Below are 11,143 nucleotides of genomic sequence, written 5' to 3'. Positions count from 1 at the left end.
CTCCCCCGCCCCTCTCCCGCCATGCGGGAGAGGGGAGAAGACCGTCGGTGTTCACGCGACTCGACAACTCAGTCGTCGTAGTTGGGCGGCAGTTCGGGGAACAGGATTTCGGTAAAGCCGAAGCGCGTGAAATCCTTGATTCGCATCGGGTACAACACGCCGATCAGGTGATCGCATTCGTGCTGCACCACGCGCGCGTGAAATCCATCGGCCACGCGCTCGATCGGGTTGCCCATCATGTCGAAGCCCGCGTACCTGAGCTTGGTATGGCGCGGCACCACGCCGCGCAGGCCCGGCACCGACAGGCAGCCCTCCCAGCCTTCTTCCATCTCATCCGACAACGGTTCCAGCACCGGGTTGATCAGCACGGTCTTCGGCACGGTCGGGGCATCCGGATAACGCGGATTGCGATCGAAGCCGAAGATCACCACCTGCAGGTCCACACCAATCTGCGGCGCGGCCAGGCCGGCGCCATTGGCATGCTCCATGGTGTCGAACATGTCGTCGATCAGCAGGCGCAGTTCGGGCGTATTGAACTGCGTCACGGGCCGCGCCTTCTGCAGCAGGCGCGCATCCCCCATTTTCAGAATCTCGCGAATCATTGCGCGTCTCCGTTTGCGGCCGCACCGGCATCAGCCAGCAGCTTGAGCATGCCGTCCTCGTCCAGCACCGGCACACCCAGCGTCTGGGCCTTTTCCAGCTTGCTGCCTGCTTCGGCGCCGGCCACCACATAGTCGGTTTTCTTCGACACCGACCCTGCCACCTTGGCCCCGGCGGCCTCGAGCTTTTCCTTCGCATCCTCGCGCGACAACGTCGGCAGCGTACCGGTCAGCACCACGGTCTTGCCGGCCAGCGGCAACGGCGCACGTGCCGTGGGCTCGGTTTCCGTCCAGTGTACGCCTGCGGCGCGCAGCTGTTCGATGACCTCCACGTTGTGCGCTTCGGCCAGGAAATTGGCAATGGATTGGGCCACCACGGGGCCGACGTCGTTGACTTCCAGCAAAGCAGCCTCATCAGCGGCCAGCAGGTTATCGAGCTTGCCGAAATGCCTGGCCAGGTCCTTGGCCGTGGCCTCCCCAACGTGGCGAATACCCAGCGAGAAGATAAAGCGGTTCAGCGTGGTCTCGCGCGATTTTTCGATTGCCGCCACCACGTTGGCGGCCGACTTGTCGGCCATGCGGTCCAGCGCGGCCAGCTTGGCCACGCCAAGCTTGTAGAGATCGGCCGGGGTATGCACGATGCCGTGGTCGACCAGTTGCTCCACCACCTTGTCGCCCAGGCCTTCGATATCCATGGCGCGGCGTTGCGCGAAATGCAGCAACGCCTGCTTGCGTTGCGCCGCGCAGATCAGCCCGCCGGTACAGCGTGCAATGGCTTCACCTTCCAGACGTTCCACATGCGACCCGCATACCGGACAAACCGTCGGCATCACGAATGCGCGGGCATCGGCGGGACGGCGCTCCAGCACCACGGCCACCACTTCCGGAATCACGTCGCCGGCGCGACGCACGATCACCGTGTCGCCGATATGCACGTCCTTGCGGCGGATCTCATCCTCGTTGTGCAGCGTGGCATTGGTAACGGTCACACCGCCGACGAACACGGGCGCCAGTCGCGCCACGGGCGTGATGGCCCCGGTGCGGCCAACCTGCACCTCGATGTCCTCGACCGTAGTGGTCATTTCCTGCGCCGGGAACTTATGTGCCAAGGCAAAGCGCGGTGCGCGCGAGACAAAACCAAGCTGTTCCTGTTCGGGAATCGCGTTGACCTTGTAGACCACGCCATCGATGTCATACGGCAACTGGTCTCGCCGCTCGCCAATCTCGCGGTAGAACGACAACAGTCCTTGCGCGCCCTTCACCACGCGACGCTCGTTGCATACCGGCAGGCCCAACTTGGCAAAGCCATCCAGCATCACGCCATGCGTGGGCGGACGATCCGCACCCTGCAGTTCGCCAAGGCCGTAGGCAAAGAACGATAGCGGACGCTTGGCCGTGATGCGCGGATCGAGTTGGCGCAAGCTGCCGGCGGCCGCGTTGCGCGGATTGACAAAGGTCTTCTCGTCGGCCTGCGCCTGGCGTTCGTTGAGGCGATCGAAATCGGCGCGATACATGAACACCTCGCCGCGCACTTCGAGCACGGCCGGAGCCTGGCCGCGCAACTTCAGTGGAATGGCCTTGATGGTCCGCACATTGGCGGTGACATCCTCACCGGTTTCGCCATCGCCGCGCGTGGCGGCCTGTACCAGCTTGCCGTCTTCGTATCGCAGCGACATGGCCAGGCCATCGAACTTCAGCTCGCAGGAATACTCGACCGCGTTATCCGCGGCTTCGGCGGCACTGAACAGGTCGTCGGCAGGCGCAGCGGCCGCGGTGCGGCCCAGCCCCTGCGCGCAACGACGGTCGAAGCTGACCACATCCTCGTCTTCAAAGCCGTTGTTGAGCGACAGCATCGGCACGCGATGGCGCACCGTATCGAACGCCGACAGCGGTGCCCCGCCCACACGCTGCGTGGGGGAATCATCGGTCAGCAGTTCGGGATGCTCGGTTTCCAGCGCCTGGAGTTCGCTGAACATCGCGTCGTAATCCGCATCGGGAATCGTCGGCGCATCGAGCACGTAGTACTGGTAGCTATGGCGTTCCAGTTCGTTGCGCAGCCATTGCACGCGTTCCGCGGGCGACGCATCGGCCGGCAATGCGGCGGCCGGCGCGGCAGCCGGAGCCGGCGCGCCGTGTTGCTTGGCGGTCATGACTGGCTCCGGTTACAGGCTGAACAGGCGGACAGCCACTGGCGATCCGGCCGGCATGCCACGCGCTTCAAGCTTTTCGTAAAGCTTTTCGAGGTGGTTGAAGATCGCCACGAATGACGCTTCGGTCAGCGGACGCAGATTGTCGTCCACCAGTTGCGCGCCCATGCGCTGCGCCAGGCTGTAGCCATACTCGCAGACGGTCTTGAACGGCTTGATCGACTGCGGCGCTTGCGGTACGTCCAGCAGCAGCGTGATCTGGCGGCCCGCGTTCAACGTCAGGTCATCGCGCAGGAAGTTCGTTTCGCCAAACTGCAGCGTGAACAACGGCTTTTGCACGCCGTCGGCACCCGGTTCGTAGCGGATGAAACGCGTACCGTCGCGCGAGAGTACCAGCCCGTCCTGCGTGGCCACGGTCTGCACATAGGCGGCGGACCATGGCGCGCCATCGGAGATCACATTGACGCCAAGTTGCACGTCGGCGCCAGCGGCAAAGCCGTCGAGCTCACGCGCATTGGCAACCGTTTCCGTCATGTCGGGCAAGTCGGCCGAAGCATCGAGCGATTCGGCCAGCGCTTCCACGGCATTGACGAACTCGGAAAACTCGAGCGCGTTGAGTGGGCCACTGCGGTTGGCCAGTTGCACGGCTACCTGCAGATCTTCGTACTGATGGCCGGCGGTCACGGCTTCCCAGGCATTGGTTTCCGCGCGCAAACCCTCGATATGCACCTGCTTCGTGCCCGCGCGCCGCAGGCGGCCCGTCAGCGGCAGGATACGGTCGCCCGAGGCCTTGCGTTCCAGATGCATCGGCACGATGCAGTCGATCAGCGGATCGATCACGGCCGCTGCCGGCTGGCCGTCCATGACGTTGGATTCGGCTGCGGGCGGCGCCTTCGGGGCAGGCTGCGGAGCAGCCGTGCTGGCGGCCTCCGCATGCGCGTCGGCTTCGGCATGCGCCATGGCGGGTGCCGCGGCAACCGCAACCTCGTCGGCCACGATTTCGTCGGCATCGGCGGTACTTGCGGCGGCATGCGCCGCCGCCGTGGCGGTGGCCACGTCAGACGGACTGTCCGTCTCGTCGTGCATCACGCCCTTGCCAGCCTCGCCAAGCGTGGGCTCGCGCCGCGCAATATGCTCGGGCGGTGGCGTTTCCTTGAGCTTGGCCTGCGTCTCGGGCTGGATGGTCTTGCCCACCACGGGCTCGCGCATCGGCGGCAGGTCGTCCTCCGGCATCAGCGGCCGCACGCGGCGCGCCTTGTGGATCTGCCAGCGGTTATAGGCCACCAGCAACAGGAGCAATACAACACCAGCGATGATCAGTGCGTTCTGCAGTTCCATCTTAAGCGGCCTCCGCCATCGATACGGCTGCATCCATGTCCACCGCCACGATCCGCGAGACGCCCTGTTCCTGCATCGTCACGCCAATCAGCTGATGGGCCATCTCCATCGCAATCTTGTTGTGGGAAATAAACACAAACTGCGTCTTGTCCGACATGCGCGCCACCATATTGGCGTATCGCTCCGTATTGGCGTCGTCCAGCGGCGCGTCCACCTCGTCCAGCAAGCAGAACGGTGCCGGGTTCAGCTGGAACATCGCGAACACCAGCGCAATCGCGGTCAGCGCCTTCTCGCCACCGGACAACAAGTGAATGGTCGAATTCTTCTTGCCTGGCGGCTGCGCCATCACCTGCACACCGGCATCGAGGATTTCCTCGCCGGTCATGATCAGCCGTGCCTGCCCGCCGCCAAACAACGACGGGAACAGCTCGCCGAAATGATAGTTGACCTGGTCGAACGTGCCTTGCAGCAGCGCACGCGTTTCCTGGTCGATCTTGGCGATCGCATCTTCAAGCGTATTGATGGCATCGGTCAGGTCGGCCGACTGCGCATCAAGGAACGTCTTGCGCTCGCGTGCCGCGGCCAGTTCGTCCAGTGCGGCCATGTTGACCGGACCCAGCGCGTTGATCGCATTGTTCAGGCGCGTGACTTCGCCTTGCAGGTACGATGGCTTCAGGTCGGCGGTCAGCTTCTCGGCCAACGCGGCTTCATCCACTTCGGCCGTCGTCAGTTGCTCGGTGAACTGTTCCTGGTTCAGGCGTGCGGCCTGCTCCTTGAGCTGGCACTCGGTGATACGGTCGCGCAGCGGCTGCAGGCTGCGCTCGGCGGCCAGGCGCTGTTCGTCGAACTGGCGTAGTTGGGCCGACAGCGCATCGAGTTCGATACGCGCCGCGGACAGCTTCTGCTCTTTCTCGGCGCGCACTTCCAGCGCTTCATGCAGGCCGGTATTGGCGGTCTGCTCGTTGATGGTTTCAAGCTCGGCGCGCGCATTTTCCAGCGATTCGGCAATGCGTTCGCTCTGGTCGGCTGCCATCTGGATATTGCGGCGCAGCTCGTCGATACGTCCGGCGAGGTTGCGCTCGGCAAACACCGCTTCCTGCGAGGCACGTTCAAGATCGCGCAGCTGCTGGCGCGCGCCAGTCAGTTTGGCATCCATGGCATCGAAAGCCATCTGCTGATCTTCGTGCGATGCCTGCAGCTCGGCCAGCTGGGTATCGTGAAGTTCGAAGCTGGCTTCGGATTCGGCACGAATGGCGCGTTGCTCGTCGATCTGCGCATCGATCTCGGACAGTTCCTCACGGATCTGGTTGCTACGGGCCGAGAATCGTTCCATGGCCTGCGACAGCTTGAGCACATCCATCTGCAGCGTGTGCACGCGGCGCGTGGCCTGTTCGGCGCGGGCGCGGGCTTCGATCAGCTGGGTGCTGGCGTGCGTGTACGCTGTTTCGGCGCGTACCGACTGCGACTTCGCCTCGTCGGACAGCAGCATCTGCGCACGCGACTGTTTCTGCAGGTTCTCGATTTCCTGCTCGCGCGCCAGCATGCCGGCCTGTTCGGAATCGGCCGCGTAGATCTGGATGGCATTGCGGCCCACCAGATGGCCTTCGGCCACCACGAACTGGCCGCCTTCAGGCAGCGTAGTGCGGGCGGCCAGCGCCTGCGACATATCGGTGGCCGTATAGATATCGGCCAGCCAGTCCTGCATCACCGCACGGATGCCGGGCTCGGTGATCTGTACCAGCGACATCAGCGGACGCAGTCCCGCCGGGGCTTCTACCGGACGCGCGGCGGGCGGCGGCGTGTAGAACGCGAGCTTGGCCGGCGGGGCGTCGGACAGGAAGGCCTTGACCCAGTCGAGGTTCGACACCTCGAGTGCCGCAAGCTTTTCGCGCAGCACCGATTCCAGCGCGTTTTCCCAGCCCGGCTCGATGTGGACCTTTTTCCAGAGACGCGGCAGTTCGGCCAGCCCATGGCGTTCCAGCCACGGCTGCACCTTGCCATCGGTCTGGACACTTTCCTGCAACTGGCGCAGCGCGGTCAGGCGCGCTTCCAGCGAGGCGATTGCGGACGCTTCGCCCTGCACGCGCTCCTGCGCAGTACGGCGCTCGGCATCCAGGCGTGGCACGGCCTCTTCGCTGTCCATCAGCACGGCCTGGGCTTCCTCGAGCGTGGCTTCCTGCTCGGCCAGATCCATGCGCAGCTCTTCGAGCCGCACCTCGTCAGGGCGATCGAGCCCCTTTTCCTCGCCCTGCAGGCGTTCCTTGCGCTGCTCCAGCTGCTGCAGCATCTGGTTGGCATTGCGCTGGTGCGCGGCCTCTAGCTTCAGTGCCTGCTCGGCCTGCATGATGCCGCCACGCTGGTCGTTCAGCATTTGCTGGGCATCGCGCCATTGCGCTTCGAGCGTCGGCAGCTCATCGCTCTTTTGCGCCACGGTGTCCTGCGACTCGATCGTGCGCGCTTCGGCGAGCGCCAGGTTTTCCTCGGCCTCGGCCAGTTCCTCGTTAGCCTGGTCGGCCTTGCCCTGCCATTGCTCGCGTTGCGTGGTCAGTGCGGCAACCTGGGCCTGCAGGCGATTGCGCGATTCCACCACGTAGCGGATCTCGGCTTCGAGCTTGCTGACCTCGGCATTGGCTTCGTACAACGCACCCTGCGCGACGTGCATGCCGTCGGATGCGGCATAGTGTGCCGCGCGCATCGTTTCGAGCTCGGCTTCCACATGGCGCAACTGCGCGGTCTGGGCTTCGAGGTCGATCTGTGCCTGGTCGATGGCCCGCGCGTGGCGTTCCTGCTCGGTCTGGGCTTCACGCTTGCGCAGCAGCCACAACAGGTGCTGCTTTTCCTCGCCATCGGCCTGCAGTGCCTTGAAGCGCTGCGCCACCTCGGCCTGGCCTTCGAGCTTTTCGAGATTGGTGCCCAGTTCGCGCAGGATGTCTTCCACGCGCGTCAGGTTTTCGCGCGTGTCGCCCAGGCGATTCTCGGTTTCGCGGCGGCGCTCCTTGTACTTCGACACACCGGCGGCTTCTTCCAGGAAGATGCGCATGTCATCGGGCTTGGCCTCGATGATCCGCGAGATCATGCCCTGCCCGATGATCGCGTATGCACGCGGCCCCAGGCCGGTGCCCAGGAAGATGTCCTGGATGTCCTTGCGGCGTACCGCCTGGTTGTTGATGTAGTACGACGAGGTGCCATCGCGCGTCAGCACGCGCTTGACGGCCACTTCGGCGTATTGGCTCCATTGGCCGGCGGCGCGGCCTTCGGCATTGTCGAACACCAGTTCCACGCTGGCCCGTCCAGCCTGCTTGCGCGCGGTCGAGCCGTTGAAGATCACGTCCTGCATGGATTCACCGCGCAGTTCCGACGCACGTGACTCGCCAAGCACCCAACGCACCGCATCGATGATGTTGGATTTACCGCAGCCGTTGGGACCTACGATGCCGACCAGCTGGCCAGGCACTTGAAAATTGGTGGGATCGACGAAGGACTTGAAGCCCGCCAGTTTGATCGATGACAGTCGCACGTTGTCGTGTGGTTTGGGCGATACGCAATTGGAAATGTCGGGCCAATGCCGGAGCACACGGCCAAGCGTGACGCCCGCGCCGCAAACTACCCCCGGTGCCCGGTAGATTGGGGCTAATCATACCATCGCCAATCCGCTCTCCGGCCGCTTTATCGACCGTTGCACGCACCACGAAGCGGTCCGTGACGGCTCCCGAAAAGCCTTGTACTTCCGTAAGTTGCATGCATTGCTGCAAGCACTTTCTAGCCAGGATTCGCGTTTCTGGAAACCATCGGCCCGGCGAATCCGCAAGAAACTTCTTAGGGTAAGTGCTAGTCTCTGACAATGCCTGCGTGATCCCGGAGGCCTCTCCGGCAAGCGCTCTCGCCGCCGCTCCGCCATGATCGGGCGTGTACCCGGGCAAAGCGGCCAGTCTGAAGCCATTGCAGCAGCCTGGAGGAACCAGCATGACCCCAACGCAACCGGCCGAACGGCCGGCTGACCTGCCGTGGTCGGTATCCGAGATCGACTACGAGGCCATCGACGTTGACCGTGTGCGCGATAATCGCACCCTGTTCTACTTGCTCGCCGCCGCATCGTTCATTGAAAGCGGCTCCGATACCTACGCGGGCAACCTTGCCGCCTACTACGCGGACATTCCCGAAGCCGCCGCCTGGTTGTCCCACCACTGGGAAACCGAGGAACTGCAGCACGGCCTGGCGCTGCGCCGCTATGTGGCGCATGTCTGGCCCGGGTTCGACTGGGAGCGGGGCTACCGGCGTTTCTTCGAGGATTACGGCAAAACCTGCTCGATCGACAATTTCGAACGTTCGCAGGCGCTGGAAATGGCCGCCCGCTGCGTGGTGGAAACCGGTACCGCCACCTACTATCGCGCACTGGAGCAGGCCAGCGACGAGCCGGTGTTGCGCGACCTGACCCGCCGCATTGCCAACGACGAGGTTCGCCACTACAAGCACTTCTACCGCTATTTCAATACGCTGTGCGACCGCGAACAGTTGGGCCGCACCCGGGTGCTGGGCGCACTGGCGCGTCGTCTGCTGGAAATCAAGAACGAGGACGCCGAAATTGCGCTGCGCAATGTGCTGCGCATCGAACAGGACCGCGAGGACGTGCCGGAACACGAGGTGCGCGCCCTGAATTCGCGCTGCAGCGCCGTGGTGCGGCGGCATTTGCCGATCGAAATGACGGTCAGGATGCTGCTGCGGCCACTGCACCTGCATGCCCGGTTCGAGAGCTTCGTGCGCCGCCCGATCGTGGCCATGGTGTCGCGCGTGATGCTGTATTGACCTGCTGCATGGGCCGCCGCCGGCAACCCGGCTGCCAGGCACCCGGTGGTACGCGGCATTCCTTTATAATGCTGCGTTTCAACCGCCCCGCCGCCTGCCACCGTGAATCCGCGCCTCGACCTGCTCCAGACCTACCCTTTCGAGAAACTGCGCGTGCTGGTGGCCGACGTGAAACCCGCCGACAAGCCGGCGATCAGCTTCGGCATTGGCGAACCCAAGCACCCGACACCCCAGTTCATCAAGGATGCGATGACCGCATCGCTGTCCGGACTGGCCGTCTATCCGGCCACGGCCGGCACCGACGCGCTGCGCCAGTGCATCGCCGGCTGGCTCGAGCGCCGCTACCATCTGCCGCGCGTCGATGCCGCCACCGAGGTGCTGCCGGTCAGCGGGTCGCGCGAGGCGCTGTTTGCCTTTGCGCAAACCGTGGTGGACCCCAGCAAGCCCGATCCGCTGGTGTTGTGCCCGAATCCGTTCTACCAGATCTATGAAGGCGCGGCGCTGCTGGCCGGCGCGCGTCCGGTCTTCGCCAACAGCGATCCGGCTCGCAATTTCGCACCGGCCTTCGACCAGATCGATGCCGATGTCTGGCCCCGCGTGCAACTGCTCTATGTCTGCTCGCCGGGCAATCCCACCGGTGCCGTGCTGTCGCTGGAAGACTGGAAGCAGTTGTTCGAACTGTCGGACCGCTACGGTTTCGTGATCGCCTCCGACGAGTGCTATTCCGAGATCTATTTCGACGAGGCCACCCCGCCGCTGGGCGCGCTGGAAGCCGCCCATCAGTTGGGCCGGGGCTTCGAGCGCCTGGTGATGTTCTCGAGCCTGTCCAAGCGCTCCAATGTGCCGGGCCTGCGTTCAGGTTTCGTGGCCGGCGACGCCGCGATCCTCAAGAAATTCCTGCTATACCGGACCTACCACGGCGCCGCGCTGAACCCGGCCGTGCAGGCCGCCAGCGTTGCCGCGTGGAGCGATGAAGCCCATGTGCGCGAGAACCGCTCGGCGTACGTAACCAAGTTCGCCGCGGTCACGCCGATGCTGGCCGAAGTACTCGATGTGGCGCTGCCCGATGCGGCGTTCTACCTGTGGGCCGATGTTTCACGCACCGGCCTGACCGATACCGAGTTCGCCGTGCGCCTGCTGGCCGAGCAGAACGTGGCCGTACTGCCGGGTAGCTACCTGGCGCGCGACGCCCATGGCATGAATCCGGGCAAGAACCGCGTGCGCATGGCGTTGGTGGCCACCCCCGACGAATGCCTGGAGGGCGCGCGCCGGATTGTTGAATTCTGCAAGTCGCTGGGCTGAACCGGCGCATCGCATCACCCTGTTTCACCGATCGAACGTCCCGGTGCCCGGGCGCACGCTTCCGGCACCGCATTCACAAACATCACCACTGAGAACACCATCATGACGCAAGCACTGCAAGCCCTGATCGACCAGGCATGGGAAGACCGCACCAGCCTGTCGCCGAAGTCCGCGCCGAACGATATCCGCGAAGCCGTGGCCAACGTGATCTCGCAACTCGACGCCGGTTCGCTGCGCGTGGCCGAGAAGCAAGGCAAGGAATGGATCGTCAACCAGTGGGTCAAGAAGGCCGTGCTGCTGTCGTTCCGCCTCGAAGACAATGCGCCGATGAGCGCCGGCGGTTTCGCCCAGTTCTACGACAAGGTGCCGACCAAGTTCGCCAACTGGAGCGGTGACGACTTCGCCAAGGCCGGTTTCCGCGTGGTGCCGCCCGCCGTTGCCCGTCGCGGTTCCTTTATCGCGAAGAACGCCGTGCTGATGCCGTCGTACGTGAACATCGGCGCCTATGTGGATGAAGGCACGATGGTCGACACCTGGGCCACCGTCGGTTCGTGCGCACAGATCGGCAAGAACGTGCACCTGTCCGGTGGCGTGGGCATCGGCGGCGTGCTGGAGCCGCTGCAGGCCAACCCGGTCATTATCGAAGACAACTGCTTTATCGGCGCGCGCTCGGAAGTGGTGGAAGGCGTGATCGTCGAAGAGAACTCGGTGATCTCGATGGGCGTGTACCTGGGCCAGTCGACCAAGATCTACGATCGTGAAACGGGCGAGATCCACTACGGTCGCGTGCCGGCCGGTTCGGTGGTGGTGGCCGGCAACCTGCCGTCCAAGGATGGCAAGTACAGCCTGTACTGCGCCGTGATCGTGAAGAAGGTGGACGCGCAAACCCGCGCCAAGACCAGCCTCAACGACCTGCTGCGCGACTGATCCACGGTAGTCACGCCGCACGTGCCG

7 protein-coding genes are annotated in these 11,143 nt (G+C 64.2%); 3 read left to right on the top strand and 4 right to left on the bottom strand.

The window, feature by feature from the left end; genetic code table 11:
- Window positions 1-68: 68 nt before the first annotated feature.
- Genes def through smc form a run of 4 tightly spaced genes read right to left on the bottom strand, consistent with a single transcriptional unit; the run spans window position 69 to window position 7,601 of the window.
- Window positions 69-602, bottom strand: a complete 534-nt coding sequence (def, locus tag ACO550_RS37170) for a peptide deformylase (RefSeq protein WP_485995135.1) — start codon at window positions 600-602, stop codon at window positions 69-71.
- Window positions 599-2,749 (bottom strand): NAD-dependent DNA ligase LigA, encoded by a 2,151-nt coding sequence (ligA, locus tag ACO550_RS37165; protein WP_485995134.1) that lies wholly within the window; start codon window positions 2,747-2,749, stop codon window positions 599-601. The genes def and ligA overlap by 4 nt, the downstream gene beginning before the upstream one ends.
- A 12-nt stretch (window positions 2,750-2,761) precedes the next feature.
- On the bottom strand, window positions 2,762-4,084 hold the full coding sequence (locus ACO550_RS37160) for a cell division protein ZipA C-terminal FtsZ-binding domain-containing protein (RefSeq protein ID WP_315597507.1): 1,323 nt from the start codon (window positions 4,082-4,084) through the stop codon (window positions 2,762-2,764).
- A 1-nt stretch (window position 4,085) separates the two neighbouring features.
- Window positions 4,086-7,601, bottom strand: coding sequence for a chromosome segregation protein SMC (gene smc / locus ACO550_RS37155; protein ID WP_315597508.1), 3,516 nt, complete (start codon window positions 7,599-7,601; stop codon window positions 4,086-4,088).
- A 446-nt stretch (window positions 7,602-8,047) separates the two neighbouring features.
- Here smc and ACO550_RS37150 point away from each other — a divergent pair, with 446 nt between their 5' ends.
- The 3 genes from ACO550_RS37150 (at window position 8,048) to dapD (ending at window position 11,116) form a co-directional block, all read left to right on the top strand.
- Window positions 8,048-8,887 carry a ferritin-like domain-containing protein gene (locus ACO550_RS37150; RefSeq protein WP_315597509.1) on the top strand — a complete coding sequence of 280 codons (840 nt, stop codon included), beginning with the start codon at window positions 8,048-8,050 and terminating at the stop codon, window positions 8,885-8,887.
- 102 nt (window positions 8,888-8,989) lie between these two features.
- Window positions 8,990-10,189, top strand: coding sequence for a succinyldiaminopimelate transaminase (dapC, locus tag ACO550_RS37145; RefSeq protein ID WP_315597510.1), 1,200 nt, complete (start codon window positions 8,990-8,992; stop codon window positions 10,187-10,189).
- Window positions 10,190-10,291: 102 nt separating this feature from the next.
- A complete protein-coding gene (gene dapD / locus ACO550_RS37140) occupies window positions 10,292-11,116 on the top strand; it encodes a 2,3,4,5-tetrahydropyridine-2,6-dicarboxylate N-succinyltransferase (protein WP_315597511.1) in 825 nt (274 codons plus the stop codon).
- The last annotated feature ends 27 nt before the right edge of the window (window positions 11,117-11,143 follow it).

The organism is Cupriavidus sp. (assembly GCF_057315035.1).
This window is presented reverse-complemented; position numbering and strand designations above follow the sequence as displayed.